The sequence below is a fragment of the Natronococcus sp. CG52 genome, from assembly GCF_023913515.1.
Lineage (GTDB): Archaea > Halobacteriota > Halobacteria > Halobacteriales > Natrialbaceae > Natronococcus > Natronococcus zhouii.
The window spans coordinates 2,244,000-2,259,668 of sequence record NZ_CP099391.1; the positions used below are offsets into that span (position 1 = coordinate 2,244,000).

Below are 15,669 nucleotides of genomic sequence, written 5' to 3' on the forward strand. Positions count from 1 at the left end.
GACGCCTGGACTACACGTACACACGGTCTCATTTGCACGCTTGTAGACGGCAAGCCTGCATTAACCCTTCCCAGCCACACTTGCGCGGGCTGGTGCATCGGTTCGTTCGGATTCAATCCTCGGAACCGGACCCACTTAAGGGGAACGATTCGAGGGTTTCCTCCGAGTGATGGACCCACAGGGATTCGAACCCTGGGCATCCTCCTTGCAAAGGAGGCACTCTACCACTGAGCTATGGGCCCATCCCTTCGAACCCATGATGGCTCGAAGGGAGCGAAGCATTAGCTTTGACAGTTCAAAGGTGCTCGATCGGCCAGTTGAGCGCCGATCGAACGTGGAACCGCTGTTAGGTGGGCTGGGGCAACGCCCCAGTCCCGGTCTGTGGAGGTGATCCAGCCGCAGATTCCCCTACGGCTACCTTGTTACGACTTAAGCCCCCTTGCGAAGCCCAGATTCGACCCCTATACAGGGGCCTCATCCGGACCTCACTCGGGTGCTTTGACGGGCGGTGTGTGCAAGGAGCAGGGACGTATTCACCGCGCTCTTCTGAAGCGCGATTACTACCGAATCCAGCTTCATGAGGGCGAGTTTCAGCCCTCAATCCGAACTACGATCGAGTTTCGGAGATTAGCGTCGCCTTTCGGCGTAGCATCCCACTGTCTCGACCATTGTAGCCCGCGTGTTGCCCAGCACATTCGGGGCATACTGACCTACCGTTGCCCGTTCCTTCCTCCAGTTTGGCACTGGCAGTCCTCTTAATGTACCCAACTACCACAAGGGTATTGCTGGCAATTAAGGGTGCGGGTCTCGCTCGTTGCCTGACTTAACAGGACGCCTCACGGTACGAGCTGACGGCGGCCATGCACCTCCTCTCAGTAGCTCCAGTAAGCTCATCACACTGACCTTCATTGCATACTGTCGATGCTGGTGAGATGTCCGGCGTTGAGTCCAATTAAACCGCAGGCTCCTCCGGTTGTAGTGCTCCCCCGCCAATTCCTTTAAGTTTCATCCTTGCGGACGTACTTCCCAGGCGGTCTGCTTCACGGCTTCCCTACGACACAGCACAGGCTCGTAGCCTGTGCCACATCTAGCAGACATCGTTTACAGCTCGGACTACCCGGGTATCTAATCCGGTTCGTGACCCGAGCTTTCGTCCCTCACCGTCGGATCCGTCTTTCCAGAGCGCTTTCGCCACCGGTGGTCCGTCCAGGATTACAGGATTTCACTCCTACCCCGGACGTACCCTCTGGATCTTCCGGTCCCAAGCCACGCAGTTTCCGTCGGACGCCTCTCCGTTAGGCGGAGAGATTTCCCGATGGACTTGCGCGGCCAGCTACGGACGCTTTAGGCCCAATAAGAGCGGCCATCACTCGTGCTGCCGGTATTACCGCGGCGGCTGGCACCGGTCTTGCCCAGCACTTATTCTGTGACCACCTTACGGTCACGAAAAGCGAGGGCTCTATGCCCTCGCACTTGGAGTCCCCTTATCGCACTGGCGTGCAGTGTAAAGGTTTCGCGCCTGCTGCGCCCCGTAGGGCCCGGTATCTTGTCTCAGATACCGTCTCCGGGCTCTTGCTCTCACAACCCGTACCGATTACTGGCACGGTGGGCCGTTACCCCACCGTCTACCTAATCGGCCGCAGCCACATCCTACAGCGCCGGAGCGTTTCGAGCTCACACCACTCCAGGTGGTGAGCCGTATGCGCTATTAGCCTCAGTTTCCCGAGGTTATCGCGCTCTGTAGGGTAGTTTGGCCACGTGTTACTGAGCTATCTGCTACGAGTCTAAACTCGTGCAACTAGCATGGCTAAATCGGACTCCAATAGCAATGGCCTCCGGCAGGATCAACCGGAGTGCTCTATCCCCGGCAGAGCCGGGGGGTTTGGCGGAGTATGTAATGAATACACACTCACTTGCTATGGTCCACGTTCGATGACGTGATCGACGACCGATCGAGCGTCACCGAACTGTCAAAGCTAACATCAGATCCCATCTGTACGGAAGACCGCAGGGGTGGGATCCTCATTTCCTTCGTATTACTTTGTAATCGCTGGTTGGTACTTAAGGCCTGCGAACCGCGTCGCCAAAGGTAGGTAGTACCAAGCGTTCGCAAGCACCTTTTGGCGGTTCTTCCGTCACAGTTATAACACGAAGTTCACCGCCAATCGGTTGGCGAAGGGGAAAGCGACTCTCCGAAACAGTCTGCTCGCCCACGCGGTAAGTCGGGGTTAGCAGGAGCCCAGATCCAGATGCTCGTCCTGACATCGATACTGGTCCGACTGAATTATAGTAGCTACTGAAAGTCAATGCATATCAGATCGCACGACGGGTGCGCGGGTCGGAGCGAGCGAAGCAAGCGAGAACCGCGGACAGTGTGGTCGGTGTGTAAATCGTTTTAGTTGTTACTATACCGATTTGAGTCTGGTTCGGTTCGTGCAGTCAAGGAAGTGTGTACAGCGCCACTCCTGCAATCACGGTCGAAGGCTGAGAAGTGTCGCGGTTCATTTCGGCAGTATTCCTTCCACTACCGTGAGCTCACTGACTCCGCCGATCGGCGAATCAGCACCCGTTGCGACGAGCAATGGTTCACCGCCAACTACGAAAGGCCTGGTATCCGGGCCCGGGAGTGAGAGGGTCCGTTTCGCCACGACGAGTGGGTTCGTTCTGCGAGAACCAGCCGCAGTCGGGAGCGAATTTACTACCGGTCGGAGTGTCGTAGTATCCAAAGCTTCGGCATCCGTCGCGTACGTAAACTACATTAGTAGTCTGGAACGACCGAGTGTGATACCGAGAACTCGCGATACCTTCTGTGGCACCGACTATGCGAACCCCCTCCGGCCTCGAGCCTCCTCAAGCGTCTTTCCGTCTGCGACGCTCTGGTAGCAGTATCTGACGAGCATCTCGAGACGGTACTGACCTCCTCGGCCTGCGCCGACTCGATTCCGACGTCGGATCGTCCAGAATGAAGAACGTATGATATGTCTGTGTGGATCGTGGTCAACGGAACGAGAGAATCGGTGACACCATACATGTTTGGTACGGTCTTTATTACAGACATCGGCAAGCGAATCGTAGCCGGTTCGAGAATCGCAACTCGAAGAGGGGTTCGAATAACCGTTCTGGAGAGCGAACAACGGCGCACTCTTGCGATTTTGGTCGAGGAGAAGCTGCTCTCGGCGCGTAGCCGAACAGTCCAGAACGTAGTTGCAGTATCGGAGAGTGTCTGGAATCGGTATAAGTCTCATAAAGTCATGATAAGGAAGAATAACGGCGGAATTGATTTATAATACCCCCGTGAGGATCACCGACCGATGCGACGGAAGCAAACGACACGTCGAAGCGTACTCACAGCTACAGGGACCCTTTCACTACTCGGTATCGCCGGCATCACGTCGGCGAACTCATCGTCACCGGTCGCTAACGCGCCCGTCCCGGACGATGCGGATAGTCGGACGTACCCCACAATGGGGACCAACGGCGATGCACCGACGGCGAAAATCTACGGGAACTTCAAGTGTCCGGTCACCGAGGGCTTCGTCTTCGGCAACCTCGGGCCGATTATGGAGGAGTTCGTCGTTACGGGACGGCTCAACCTCGAGTTCCACAATCTGACGTACGAACCGGGAACTACCTCGAGTTACTTCATCTCCGATAGTGACCCGCGTATCGCGGCCGTCGGGCTCGCAGTCTGGGACGAGGACCCGGACAACTACTGGCAGTTCTACTACGAGACGTTCGCGGACAGACCGTCGGGCTACGTCGATTACGACGAACTGGCGTCGCGAGTTCGGTCCGCCGACGTTTCGAACGCCGACGCGACCGTCGACCGTGCCGAGGACGGGCAGTACGACGCGGCAGTCGAGCAGATCGCTGCCACAGCTGCCACCGACGGAGTCGCGTTCACACCGCAACTGGTACTCGCGGGCGAGACGGCCGCACCACACCATGGTACGCAATCGATCCTCAACTGGATTGAAGCGCGAATCGAGGACGCGCCCGCAGAGACGAGCGAACAGGAGGAGCCGGAAGCGGACGACGATACTGAGCCCGAAGCGGAACCGGAAGACGATCCGGAGGAGTCACCGGACGACGTCGAGGAGGACGAAGAATCCGACGCTGAAACTGAAGACGACCAGTCCGGCGGCGAAAGCGAAGACCCTGATACCGAGACCGAGGAGGAATCAGCGGGCGGGGCCGACGAACGGCCCGAAGACGACGAAACCGAAGCTGAAGACGAGGATTCGAAGTCCGAATCACAACCGGACAGTGAAGAGCTCGACGACGAACCGGACGAGAAATCGGCGTACGGCTCCGCGGACGAGTCGACGAACTCGGAGGAAACCGACGGTTCGAGCGATGACGAGTCCACGCAGTTCCTCGGAAAAATGGGAACTGAGGACTGTCCGTTCCTGTAATGCTGCGTTGGCCCCACGAAGCTCCGTCGCACGGTCTGACGGGGTAGCGGTGAGACACGAATCGGTCGTCGCGGGGCGAACTCAGTTCGCCGGGAGTCGATCGTTTTCGAGCGCGGTCGTCACGCGCTCGAGCAGGTGCTCGATGCGGGATCGCTCGAGTTCCCACCAGTCGGTCGACCGCTGGTACTCGGCGAGCACGTTCTGGATTGCCTCGAGCTGGGCGTCGGTAAAGCGAAGTTCCCCGTCGTCGACCGTGTCGAACGACTGATAGAGTTCTAGCGGCGGCGAGTCGACGTCGGTTGCGTTCGTAGCGGTTTCTTCTTGCTCGATTCTGTGGAGCAACACGTGGTGGAGCGTCCAGCGTTCTTCGAGCGAGAGCGAGAGGGAAGTTGATCGGAACGGTCGGGGCCTGGATGACATATCGGTGTGTACATCGAGGCATATGGACGCACACACCATAAGGGTTGCTAGCAGTTATCAAAGTGAAGTCGACGCGTTAGCGAACAGGGGACTCGAGCCCCGCAGCTGCGTTGTAGAACGGAGACGGCCGAGAAGTCGGAAGAAGCCGTTCGTTCGCGTCAGCGTCGCGGCTCGTCGTTCGAGGCGGTCTGGAACTGCTCGCGAAACAGTTCGTACCCGTAGCCGACGGTGACGGCGACGCCGTAGCAGCCGACGAGAAACGGGATCCAGTAGACCCAGAAGGCAAGCCGTGAGGCGAAAATGTTGCCGATGGCCGTTCCGATCACGTAGATCAGGTACCCCGGGAGGGCGAGCGGCGATAGCAGCGACGTCTTGAGCCAGCCGAGCGCCAGCGGAACGACCAGCAGGAGGTAGGTGGCGATCGTCACGGGTGCCGTTAGTACGCGGCGCAGCGGGACGGTCATCGGTCGTCCTCCGTCTCGAGCAGGCCGTGGCGCTCGAGCAGGGCTGCGGTCACTACGCGCGTCATCTCGTTTTTGGTCTCGCGGTCGAGAAGGTAACTGGTCGTCTCGAAGAGGTACGTCGTAGCGTCGAGTTCGCGTGCGGCTTCGTGAAAGAGCAGCGGGCCCGAAAGGTGGCTCTCGTTCGCGACGAACCGGTGCATCGGCAGGTACCACGGGACGGCGTCGTCGTTGAGTACGGCTGCGAGTTCGTCGCCGTAGGCGTCCGGCGAGTGAAAGATCGCCTGACCGACGTACTGCTGGTGGACGCCGTAGATGCCGAGCGAACGGTGGAGATCGAGGACGACGTCCGGATCGTGTCGGTCGACCGCTTCCCAGACGCCTCGGGCGAGTTCGCTTTCCGGTTCGCCGTCGGCCGGAAAGTGGCGGTTCAGATCGCCGTCGGTCCCCTCGCGCTCGTCGTTTTCGACGGCCACGCGGTCGGTCTCGGGGACGACGACGAGCGTCCCGGCGTCGGGGTACCACTCGTCGGCGACCTCGTGTCCGACGTCGATCCCGTTGTACTCGTCTCCGTGGATGCCGCCGAAAACCATCGCAGTGGGGCCGTCCTGTGGCGCATCGATCTCGTATAGTGTCGTCTCGTGGACTGTGTCCGACAGAATCGACTCCGTGTTCGTCTCCGGTTCGTTCCCGTCGCCGGGGTGGCGGACTGCCGACACCAGTTCGTGCTCGTTCGACGACCCACTCGCCACGCCGGCGACGGCCGTACCGACGAGAACTCCGCCGGCGGCCAGAATACGACGTCGCCTCATTGTTCGTGGAGAGGACGCGCTGGTTAAAGCGCCTTCCCATCCCGGAAGAGAGTTCGTCCCCGGTGACAGATCCTCCTGAGAGATCGTTCTTGGCGGCCGCGGTTACCTCCGGAGACGGTCGCTGACACTCACAACGAACGTTTAAGAGAGCGTGTGGCGTATGGTAATGCATGGCATACAAGCTACAGTGTGACGGGTGTTCTCTCGATCGAGAGTTCGCCGACTGGGCCGACGCCAATTGGTACGCCAGTACCCACGAGGCCGAACATCCCGACCACTGGGTGAGTATCTACGAGTTCCCAGAGGTCTGAGTGTAACCGATGCGAGTGATGCCGTGTTGTCATCCCCCTGACCACCGCTGAACGCAGTGTCAGCCGAAGACGTCGAAGTGAGTAGTGTTCCGCTCGACCAGCCTCCGTCGGGCCAGAAGCAGCGTGTCCGCCTTCGCACTCGAGCGCGCCGGGATCGTGATCCCGGAACCACACGCTTTGCGGATCCAACACACCCGTTACCGCTCACGCCTGTGATCCACTGGTGGCACTCAGAACTCGTAGTGGGCGATCTCACCGGTGCCGCAGTTGGGACACGCGGACCGCTCGCACTCGAGTTTCGTCCCGCAGTGACGACACTCGTACAATCCGGGTTCGGTCCCGATGACGCGCCGAAACATGTTCACTACCCCCATCCCACTCCCTGGTTCTGTTCGAAACACTATCAATCAAATTGCCGTCATTGTTCGAACATTAATACCGTGCCGCGATGCTCACTACGTCGACGGCTCGTCGCGGCGGCCGCGCTCCAGCCCCGATTACAGGACGAAGCCGCCGATCATTGCGGCGATGAATACCGTGGCGACGATCGTCAGGATCTCGTATCGATAATCGGAGCGGCCTTCGACGTCGGGGGTTCCGAAGACGACGGCGAGGAGTCCGGCGGCGGCCACGACCAGGACGGCGATCGCGTACGCTGAGTACAGGATTCCTGGCATAACATAACACACCACGTACGATACCGTAAAGTCCCGGATCCGTCGGGAATTCGACGGTATCCGGTATCCGTTCCCCGAAAATGGGGGCATCAGCTGTCGAATCGGTCGTCGTCTCCTCGAGCGTCGACCTCGCCGCCGTCGGTCCGACGAGGATCGCGGTCCCGCTGACCGCCGGCGGCGGCCGGCGTCTCGGGAACGGGCCGTTCCTGACGTTGGCGCAGGTATCGCGCCCGCAGGACGTTGCCGTACACCGAGAGGAGCAGCCCGATAAGCAGGACCAGCATCCCGATGTTGATCCCGATCGTCCGAAGGACGCTCCCCTCGGCGAACACCAGCGTGTCCGGGATCGGATACCCGCCGTAGTCGAGGCTGGCGAGCAGAACGCTGACGATACCGACGACGACCAGCACCGCCATCACGTTCGTCGCCCACCGCCAGGAGGGTTTGAGCCGAAGGCGCTCGATTCCGGTCGTCTCGTACTCGTCGGGATCGCCGTGGAAGTTCGGCGTCTGGTCCTTCGGCAGGAACGCCTTCATCTCGACCGGGTAGAACGCGGGATGGAACCCGTGCTCGAAGGTGTGGAACATCACGCCCATCAGCATGATGATCCCGAGCAGTCCGTGGAATGCGACGAACGCCATCGCGACCGACTGGGAGTTGTAGACGTCGATCAGCCACGCCTTCCGCCAGATGAGCAGCCCCGAGATCATCAGGAGGATGAGTTCGACCGTAAAGATCCAGATCACACCCTTGCCGACGTACGACAGCAGCGGCACCTCGTCGGCCTTGTACCCCGCGAACTGGCGGGCGGCCGGGTGTCGCTCATCGACCCGGCCGAGTGCGAACTTGACATCCTGGATAAACGCCGCCACATCGGCCCGCAGATCGGGCAAGACCGAGCCGAAGTTCGCCCTGCTCGTCGAGCGCAGGAGCATGTACGGCACCCAGAACCCGGTCAGGACGATCAGCGCGAAGCCCGCGATCCGGTGAATCGCAAGCACGCCCTGGTTGCCGCCCATCAGTTCGACCATCCACCACAGTTCGGTGTTGAACGCGATGGCGTACCCCGTAAAGAAGAGAACGAACACCGTCAGGGCTAACAGCGAGTGAAACGTCGTCGTCGTCCGCGAGAACTTGCCGTGGTCGAGATTCGTCATGCTGAGTCACCACCCTCGGTCTCTGTCGTCTCCGAACGGGGCTCCCTCGAGCCCCCGTCGGTCGCCGCGGCCGGATCCGGTTTTCGGCTCGTTCCGCCGGGCGGTTGCATCCGCGCGGCGAGGCGACGGAACGCCGCCCAGTGGATGAACACGATCACGAGAATGAAGATTCCCATGACGACGTCGGCGAAGTGAACGAGCACGATCAGCCACTCGAGCATCGGTTCCGTGTTCCCGACGACCCAGCCCGCGCCGATGCCGCCGCCCTCGACGGTGGGGCGTACCCGGAGCAGGTCCTCGAAGAACGGTGCGCGACCGGAGACGAGCGCGGCGGAACCGATCGCGAGCGCGACGCCGAACGCGAGGCTGATCCAGAACGCGGCGCGATCGGAGAGCCCGTCGTCCGGATCGCGGTCCACTTCGGTGTGTTCGCCGTCGCCGGAGGGATCGGTGGGTGGTGTATCGGCGGATCCGGCACCGGTGCCGGCAGTGCTCGCACCCGATTCGTGACCGGCCGACTCGCCGGGCGGACGGTCGGTACTCGTCGGCTCGTCGCGCCTGGCGTCGGCTCGAGGGGCGTCGCTCGAGTCCCCGTCTACGGCGCCGTTTCGACCGCGGTCAGCAGGGTCGTCCGATGGTCTCTCGTCGTTCATGAGTCACTCGAAGAGTCGGGCGTCTTCCGCCCCGAAGATGATTTCCATGGCCTGTTCGTTGAAGAACGGGCCGCTGTCGCGTTTCTCGAGTTCGTCGGCAATCTCGCCGGCGCCGCCGACCAGGATCGCGTTCGTCGCACACTCCTCCGCGCAGGCGGGCCCCTTCGCGGCCTCCTGGCGCTCGCGACAGCCGGTACACTTGTCCATGATACCGCCGGTGCCGAAGATCTGGGCCGTGCCGTCGTCGCTGTCGGGGAACTGCGGCGCGCCGAACGGACAGCCCGAGAGGCAGTACTGACAGCCCACGCAGAGGTCTTCGGTCACCGTGACGAAGCCGTCGTCTTCCTTCTGCAGGGCGTCGGTCGGGCAGACCGAGACGCAGGGCGCCTCCGCGCAGTGGTAGCACTGCATCGGCAGGCTCGTCTCGCCGGGGTTCTCCCCGGCCTCGAGCTGGGCCGTCTTCTGTGCGTTCTCGCCCTGGGCGCCCGCGGTTCCCTCGAGCATCGTCGTGATGTCGATGCGCTGGTTGCTGATCTCGCGGTCCCAGGTGCGCTTGCACGCGACGACGCAGCCGCCGCAGTCGATACAGGCCTCGACGTCGGGAAAAATCCGCATCCCCTCGCCGGTGCTCATGACGCCCTGGCTCATGACGTCGCCGGACGGTTCTTCCTGTGTCATTGTGTTGTCCCTCCCTCGTACATGTCCCAGTCGCGGACGTCGTACTGCTTCTGACGCCCGAGCCCGAGTTCGTCCTGCGGGTAGTCGATGAACTCCATGCCGAGATCGTCGACCACCTCCTCCGTGGCCTTCTGGACGTGGACCACGCCGGACTTCGTCTCCTGCATCTGCGTCTCGGCGTCGAACCCGCTCGGCGTGATGATGTTCGCGCTCTCGCCGATCGCCAGCGGCTCGGTTCCCTCGGGCCACTCCTCGGAACGGCTCTGTCCGTGGAAGACGCCGCCCCAGTGGTAGGGCAAGAAGAGTTCCTCCCCGTTGACCCGGTTCGTCACCTTGGCCTTCACCAGGATCGAGCCCTTGTCGGCGGAGGTGACGACCACGTGATCGTCGCCCCCGATAACGTCGAGTTCCTCGGCCAGATCCGGGCTGATCTCCGCGTACATGTGCGGCTGGCGGTCGGCGGTGTACTTGTTGTTCCGCGTCTCGGAGCCGCCGCCCTGGTGTTCGACCTGCCGACCCGACGTCATGATCACGGTCCGGCCGCTCTCGGCGTCGCTGCCGAGTTCGGTGTGGACGGCCTCCGTCGCCTCCTGCTGGACCGAGGCGTTGTTCTGGTCCAGCCGCCAGAAATTGGTCTGTTCGCCGTTCGCCGGCCACTCCTCGACCAGGTCCGGCCGGGGGCTCTCGATCGGTTCCCGGTGGACTGGAACCGTATCGAGGAAATTCCAGACCACCGCGCGTGCGCGGCCGCGACCCGTCGGCGGATCCGGCTGCGGGTAGTCGTACTCCTCGTACGCCTCGGGATCCACTTCGACCTCGTCGCCGTACTCGTCGTCGAGCGCCTGGGCGGCGTCGTAGACCGACTGCTCCTCGTCGAGCGCGTACTCGACGGGCAAGGTCTGCGAGGAGGCGTCGACCGGATCGTCCGGCAACAGGGTCGCGTAGGCCGGGTACGACGGCACACCCTGGATCTCCTCGTCCCACCACTCGGTCTCGAACGAGCCGGCGATCAGGTCGAGGCCGTCCTCGCCGTCCCGGTCGTAGGTCTCCTCGAACGGGTACTCCTTGTCGACGTCGAGGTCCTCCCACTCCTCCCGCGTGGGGCCTCTGACCCCCCAGTTCTCGCGGAAGTCGTGACCGCCGTCGCGCGGGTCGGACTCCGTCGTCCAGATGATCGGCGAGCCGGGGTGGTCGTCGCCCCAGTGCGGCCAGGGGAGCATCCAGAAGTCGCCGTCGACCGGGAGCCCCTCGGTGTCGGCCCGCAGCGTGTCCGTGTTGAACGCCCAGTCGTACTCCGCGTGCTCCTGGAGGCGCTCGGGGGACTGCTGGTAGCCGATCGAACGAACGCCGAGGTTGATCTCCCGGAGCGCGTCCTCGTAGGAACTCTGTCCGTTGTGGATCTCCGGGCCGCTGCCCCAGTCGAAGTGTTCGCCGAAGCCCATGTGGTGGGCCAGTTCCTGAAAGATCTGGAGATCGGGTTTCGAGTTGTGCGCCGGCGGCGCGGCTCGCTCACTCCACTGGACCGACCGGTGGGAGTTCGTCACGGTCCGAACGTGCTCGTACTGACTCGAGGCCGGCAGCAGGAGGACGTTCGCGTCGTCCGGCAGGGTGCCGGCGACGGCGGGGAAGACGTCGACGACGACCAGCAGGTCGAGCGCCTCCATCGCCCGCTTCATCTTCTCCATCTCGCTGATGGAGTTCGCCGAGTGTCCCCAGAAAAACGCCATCTTCAGCGGATCCGGCTGGTAGAGGTCCGACTCGAGCAGCCGATCCTCCTGGCCGAGCGCCGCCTCGTACCAGCGGGCGACGGTCAGCCCCCGCTGGAACATCATCGAGTTCGGATCCGGATCGTCGAGCGGTGCCTCCTCGTCCAGCGGATCCTCTTCCTCCTCCTGCGGATCTTCCTCGCCCTCGTCCTCCTCTTCCTCGACGCCGACGCCGCCCTCGTCCCCGGCTTCGACCTCGGCCGGGGTCTCGAGTCCCTCCCACATCTCCTCCTCCATCACCTCGAATCGGTCGTACATCTCCTCGAAGTCCGTGCTGCCGCTGGTCCACGGGCTCTCGTCCCAGACCTCGGTCCAGTGCTCCCAGGACCCCGGCGAGTCGACGCCGTAGTAGCCGGGGAGGATACTCGCATCGACACCGAGATCCGTCGCACCCTGGACGTTCGCGTGGCCGCGCATGACCTGGAGGCCGCCGCCCTGGCGGGCCGCGCTCCCGGTCCCGAGGCTGAACAGCGCGTACGCCCGAATGTTCTGGGTACCGTTGTTGTGCTGGGTGCCGCCCATCGCCCACTCGACCTGAATTCGGGGCGCGTTCTCGATGATCAGGTCTCCGATATCCTCGAGATCGTCCGCGTCGATCCAGGTGATGTCCGCGACCGTCTCGAGGTCGTACTGGTCGATCTCGGCCTCGACATCGGGCCACCCCATCGTCCGGTTCTCGATGAACTCCTCGTCTAGTTCGTCCTGCTCCCGAACGTAGTGAAGCAATCCCATGATCAGCGCGACATCGGTCCCCGGACGCAGCCGATAGAAGTAGTCGGCGTGGGCCGACGTCTTCGTGTAGCGGGGGTCGATCGAGACGATCGTGCCGCCGCGGGCCTGCCCCTCGAGGATGTGCTGCATCGCGATCGGGTGGGACTCGGCGGGGTTCTGTCCGAGGATGATGAGCAGGTCGAAGTTGCGGTAGTCGTTGATCGTGTTCGTCATCGCGCCGAAGCCCCAGGTGTTCGCCAGCCCCGTCACCGTCGGGGAGTGACAGATCCGGGCCTGGTGGTCGACGTTGTTCGTGCCCATGAACGCCGCGAACTTGCGGCTGGCGTAGGCCGCCTCGTTGGAGTGGTGGGCGCTGCCCAGCAGCATAACGCTCTCGCGGCTGTACTCGTCGATCGTCTCCTCCCAGGTGTCCGCGATCGTTCGGTAGGCCTCGTTCCAGGAAATCTTCTGCCACTCGCCGTCGACCTTCCGCATGGGATGCTTGAGCCGCTTCGGCGAGTGTTCCGTCTCGAGGATACCGGCACCCTTCGAACAGAGCGAGCCGTTGTTGATCGGGTTCTCGAACCACGGCTCCATCGCGGTGAACGAATCGCCGTCCTTGACCGCTTTGAAGCCGCAGCCGACGGCACAGTAGTTACAGATCACCTTCGCCGTCTCCGCGTCGTCGTGAACGCCCTCCCGTTCGTCTTCGTCCTCGCCGAGCACGTGGCCGGTGATGCCGCCGCCGAGGAACAGTCCCCCGGCGAGCGCGCTGGCTTTCATGAACGACCGCCTGTCAAGGTCGATCGTGACCGGTTCGGAGTCGGCCGTCATGACGGCCGTATCACCACCTGGATCAGCGAGAGATCCACCCCGTGCAGTTTCGTGCTACTGTCAAACATACTCATGGTACTTCCTCGTTTACGACCATGAATATTTGCTTCGAGAACCTATTTGAAAATTATCTAGTAACTAGACTATTGTATAGCTATAAAACAAATTAATTAATATATACGATTAATCCGCTCATCTGGCAGACACTCACAAACTGAAGACGTAACGCTATTATCGTGCCACGGACTACCACAAGGGGATGTCCGAGAGGAGGTTCGTCCGTTCGTCCGCCGAGACGTCCAGCCGAGGTGACCGGGAGCGATGAGTGTCGACCAGCGCGCCCTCTACGACGCTCGCCTCGAACTCGTGAACTTCCTGATCGACGCGTTCGCCGACGTTCCGACCGACGAGTTCGTCGAGACGATCCTGCAGGAACTCGCTTTCCCAGAGGAGTCGGTCAGCGAGGAGCTCGATCGAGGGTTCGACCAGCTCGAGGCGTTCGTCGCCGCCAACCGGGATCGCGATCCGACGACCGTCCAGTCGGACCTCGAGCGCGAGTTCACGCGACTGTTCGTCGGGCCGCGACCGCAGGTGCTCGCCCACGAGACCTACTACCGCGAGGACACGGACTTCAGGGGGGCGGGGCGCGCGAAGGTCACGGCCAGTTACGACGCCGCCGGCTGGTCCCCGTCGGCGGAGTATCCCGAGGAGAACGATTACATCGCCGTCGAACTCGCCTTCCTCCGGTGCCTCGTCCGCCGACAGCGCAACGGCGACGAGGGGGCCTTTGGCTACCAGCGGGTCTTCCACGAGGAACACCTCTCCGAGTGGACCGACGACCTCGTCGCGGACGTTCGTGACCGATCCCAGGAACCGTTCTACGAGGCGGTCGCGACGATTCTCGAGGGGTACCTGGCGTTCGAGGAGGAAATCTCGGTGCAGATGGGCTGAGGCGGGACGGCCGCTGTCGACCGATCGCCGCGGGACGACGGTTAGTCGTCCCCGTCTTCGTCGTCGATGAACGGCGCCAGCACCTCCTCGCTGAACTCGACCTCGCCGTCGACTTCGTCGTCGTTGATGTCGTGTGGCGCCCGGTGGTCCCACACTTCCCGACCGCGCTTCGTCTCGAGGTTCGGATCCGGTCGCCAGTTCGTGTGCGTCATAGACTACTGTGTGTGAGTGACGCGCATATATTTTTGCGGTGATCCGCGAACACGTTCGCTAGCTACCGGGAGATCACTCGGGCGGCCACTCCTCGGGGGCCGGATCCGGCTCACCGAGCGCGCTGAAGGCGGCGATCGTCAGCCCGAGGAAGACCAGCATGACGAGTAGTCCCATCAACCCGCCCAGACCGTGCCGTCCGACCCAGTCGATGCTCGTCGGACTGCCCATCTGGGTCGAGATCTGCAACCCGATCAGCACGACCCAGCCGATCGCGAACAGCAGGGCGAACGTGACCAGCCCGTTGTGTTCGATCGCGGTTCGAATGCCCATGCGAGTGCGAACGACTCCCACAGTAAAAACTCCACACGGAACCGGTTCGAATGGTGACTAGTCACTTAATTTATAATTCGGCGGTCGAAACGGTTCGAGCTGCGGACAGATGCTAAAACTGTACACGGGGGTCACCGCAGACGGTAGAGCAACTAGTACGGCTACCGGGCGCGCTGTGCCGGGAGCGTGAACGTAAAGACCGACCCCTCACCGGGTTCCGACTCGACCCAGATTCGGCCGTTGTGGCGTTCGACGATCCGCCTGCAGAGGGCGAGTCCGATACCGCTGCCCGCGTGTTCGTCATGGCTGTGGAGTCGCTGGAACAGTTCGAAGATACAGTCCTGATCCTCGGACCGGATGCCGACGCCGTCGTCGTCGACCGAGATCTGCCACTTCGTGCCGCGTCGCTCCGCGGAGATGTGTATTCTGGGCCGCTCCTCGCCGCTGTACTCGATCGCGTTGTTCAGGAGGTTCTGGAAGACCTGCCGCAGTTGATCGGCGTCACCCAGGATGTGGGGCAGGGGCTCCCGTCCGATCTCGACGTCGCGTTCCTCGATTTTCATCTGCAGATCCTCGAGCGCCTCGTCCAGAACGACGTCCAGATCGGTGGGCTCCAGCGGGCTCCTCTGGGTATCGACCCGCGAGTACTCGAGCAGTCCGTCGACCATGTCTCGCATCCGGTTCGCGCCGTCGATGGCGAACTCGAGGAACTCCTCGCCGTCCTCGTCGAGATCCTCCTCGTACCGCTGTTCGATGAGTTGCAGGTAACTCGAGACCATCCGCAACGGCTCCTGGAGATCGTGGGAGGCGGCGTAGGCGAACTGCTCGAGGGATCTGTTCGACTCCTCGAGTTTCGAGATGTAGTGCATCAGCTCTCGGGACTGCTTGCGCCGAACGAGCAGGGTGTTCAGCCGCCGAAAGAGGAGGTTGCGATTGAGCGGGGCATCCACGATGTCGTCGACGAGTAGCGGGGGCTCTCGCTCGTTCGGTCCGGGCAGCGTGATCTCTCGCCGGTTGTCGTCGCGCCGGATGAGCACGACGGGGCAAAACACGGGATCACACTCCTCGACGCGCTCGAGGAGAGTGTCGCGGTACCTGGGAAACGAGTGGTCGTCGACCAGATACAGGTCGACCTCGTTGACCGACTGGTCCGTGTCGACGTCGTACTGATCGTCGAGTAGCTCCTGGACCGCGTTGCGATTTCCGTCCTCGGTGATGAGCAGTTGAACCGTGCTCACCTGATCTTCCGTTCCCATGGTGGAAGCCACATCGCTTCGATA

15 protein-coding genes, 1 tRNA gene and 1 rRNA gene are annotated in these 15,669 nt (G+C 62.2%); 3 read left to right on the plus strand and 14 right to left on the minus strand.

What is annotated here, in order from left to right; genetic code table 11:
* Nucleotides 1–170 precede the first annotated feature (170 nt).
* Together NED97_RS11310 and NED97_RS11315 are read right to left on the minus strand one after the other, a co-directional pair.
* Nucleotides 171–242, minus strand: a tRNA-Ala gene (locus tag NED97_RS11310).
* Between the two features lie 140 nt (nucleotides 243–382).
* Nucleotides 383–1,855 (minus strand): 16S ribosomal RNA (locus NED97_RS11315).
* A gap of 1,609 nt (nucleotides 1,856–3,464) precedes the next feature.
* On the opposite strand from NED97_RS11315, the gene NED97_RS11320 reads away from it, so the two are divergent.
* Nucleotides 3,465–4,415 carry a DsbA family protein gene (locus NED97_RS11320; RefSeq protein ID WP_252487148.1) on the plus strand — a complete coding sequence of 317 codons (951 nt, stop codon included), beginning with the start codon at nucleotides 3,465–3,467 and terminating at the stop codon, nucleotides 4,413–4,415.
* 81 nt (nucleotides 4,416–4,496) lie between these two features.
* On the opposite strand, the gene NED97_RS11325 is transcribed toward NED97_RS11320, so the two are convergent.
* The 3 genes from NED97_RS11325 to NED97_RS11335 form a co-directional block, all read right to left on the minus strand.
* Complete coding sequence (locus NED97_RS11325) at nucleotides 4,497–4,835, minus strand: DUF7853 family protein (protein WP_252487149.1); 339 nt, start codon at nucleotides 4,833–4,835, stop codon at nucleotides 4,497–4,499.
* 158 nt (nucleotides 4,836–4,993) lie between these two features.
* Entirely contained in the window at nucleotides 4,994–5,299 is a 306-nt protein-coding gene (locus NED97_RS11330) for a hypothetical protein (protein WP_252487150.1), read from the minus strand.
* Nucleotides 5,296–6,108 (minus strand): succinylglutamate desuccinylase/aspartoacylase family protein, encoded by an 813-nt coding sequence (locus NED97_RS11335; protein ID WP_252487151.1) that lies wholly within the window; start codon nucleotides 6,106–6,108, stop codon nucleotides 5,296–5,298. The genes NED97_RS11330 and NED97_RS11335 overlap by 4 nt, the downstream gene beginning before the upstream one ends.
* A 170-nt stretch (nucleotides 6,109–6,278) precedes the next feature.
* Here NED97_RS11335 and NED97_RS11340 point away from each other — a divergent pair, with 170 nt between their 5' ends.
* Nucleotides 6,279–6,419 (plus strand): hypothetical protein, encoded by a 141-nt coding sequence (locus tag NED97_RS11340; RefSeq protein WP_252487152.1) that lies wholly within the window; start codon nucleotides 6,279–6,281, stop codon nucleotides 6,417–6,419.
* A 230-nt stretch (nucleotides 6,420–6,649) separates the two neighbouring features.
* Here NED97_RS11340 and NED97_RS23120 read toward each other — a convergent pair whose 3' ends face one another.
* The 6 genes from NED97_RS23120 to NED97_RS11365 form a co-directional block, all read right to left on the minus strand.
* Complete coding sequence (locus NED97_RS23120; protein ID WP_256493256.1) at nucleotides 6,650–6,778, minus strand: hypothetical protein; 129 nt, start codon at nucleotides 6,776–6,778, stop codon at nucleotides 6,650–6,652.
* A gap of 138 nt (nucleotides 6,779–6,916) precedes the next feature.
* Nucleotides 6,917–7,096 carry a hypothetical protein gene (locus NED97_RS11345; protein WP_252487153.1) on the minus strand — a complete coding sequence of 60 codons (180 nt, stop codon included), beginning with the start codon at nucleotides 7,094–7,096 and terminating at the stop codon, nucleotides 6,917–6,919.
* 89 nt (nucleotides 7,097–7,185) lie between these two features.
* Nucleotides 7,186–8,253, minus strand: coding sequence for a cytochrome b/b6 domain-containing protein (locus tag NED97_RS11350; protein WP_252487154.1), 1,068 nt, complete (start codon nucleotides 8,251–8,253; stop codon nucleotides 7,186–7,188).
* Entirely contained in the window at nucleotides 8,250–8,906 is a 657-nt protein-coding gene (locus tag NED97_RS11355; RefSeq protein ID WP_252487155.1) for a hypothetical protein, read from the minus strand. The genes NED97_RS11350 and NED97_RS11355 overlap by 4 nt, the downstream gene beginning before the upstream one ends.
* Before the next feature lie 3 nt (nucleotides 8,907–8,909).
* The gene (locus NED97_RS11360; protein ID WP_252487156.1) at nucleotides 8,910–9,584 is read right to left on the minus strand and encodes a 4Fe-4S dicluster domain-containing protein; all 675 of its coding nucleotides are present in this window, start codon (nucleotides 9,582–9,584) and stop codon (nucleotides 8,910–8,912) included.
* Entirely contained in the window at nucleotides 9,581–12,895 is a 3,315-nt protein-coding gene (locus tag NED97_RS11365) for a molybdopterin-dependent oxidoreductase (RefSeq protein ID WP_252487157.1), read from the minus strand. Before NED97_RS11365 ends, NED97_RS11360 begins: the two co-directional genes overlap by 4 nt.
* A 321-nt stretch (nucleotides 12,896–13,216) precedes the next feature.
* Between NED97_RS11365 and NED97_RS11370 the strand changes: the two genes are divergently transcribed.
* On the plus strand, nucleotides 13,217–13,846 hold the full coding sequence (locus NED97_RS11370) for a TorD/DmsD family molecular chaperone (protein ID WP_252487158.1): 630 nt from the start codon (nucleotides 13,217–13,219) through the stop codon (nucleotides 13,844–13,846).
* 41 nt (nucleotides 13,847–13,887) lie between these two features.
* Here the strand turns inward: NED97_RS11370 and NED97_RS11375 are convergent, their stop codons facing one another.
* The 3 genes from NED97_RS11375 to NED97_RS11385 form a co-directional block, all read right to left on the minus strand.
* Nucleotides 13,888–14,058: a hypothetical protein gene (locus tag NED97_RS11375; protein WP_252487159.1), complete on the minus strand. Its 171-nt coding sequence runs from the start codon at nucleotides 14,056–14,058 to the stop codon at nucleotides 13,888–13,890.
* A 73-nt stretch (nucleotides 14,059–14,131) separates the two neighbouring features.
* Entirely contained in the window at nucleotides 14,132–14,389 is a 258-nt protein-coding gene (locus NED97_RS11380) for a hypothetical protein (RefSeq protein ID WP_252487160.1), read from the minus strand.
* 161 nt (nucleotides 14,390–14,550) lie between these two features.
* Nucleotides 14,551–15,645 carry a sensor histidine kinase gene (locus NED97_RS11385; protein WP_252487161.1) on the minus strand — a complete coding sequence of 365 codons (1,095 nt, stop codon included), beginning with the start codon at nucleotides 15,643–15,645 and terminating at the stop codon, nucleotides 14,551–14,553.
* Nucleotides 15,646–15,669: the final 24 nt, after the last annotated feature.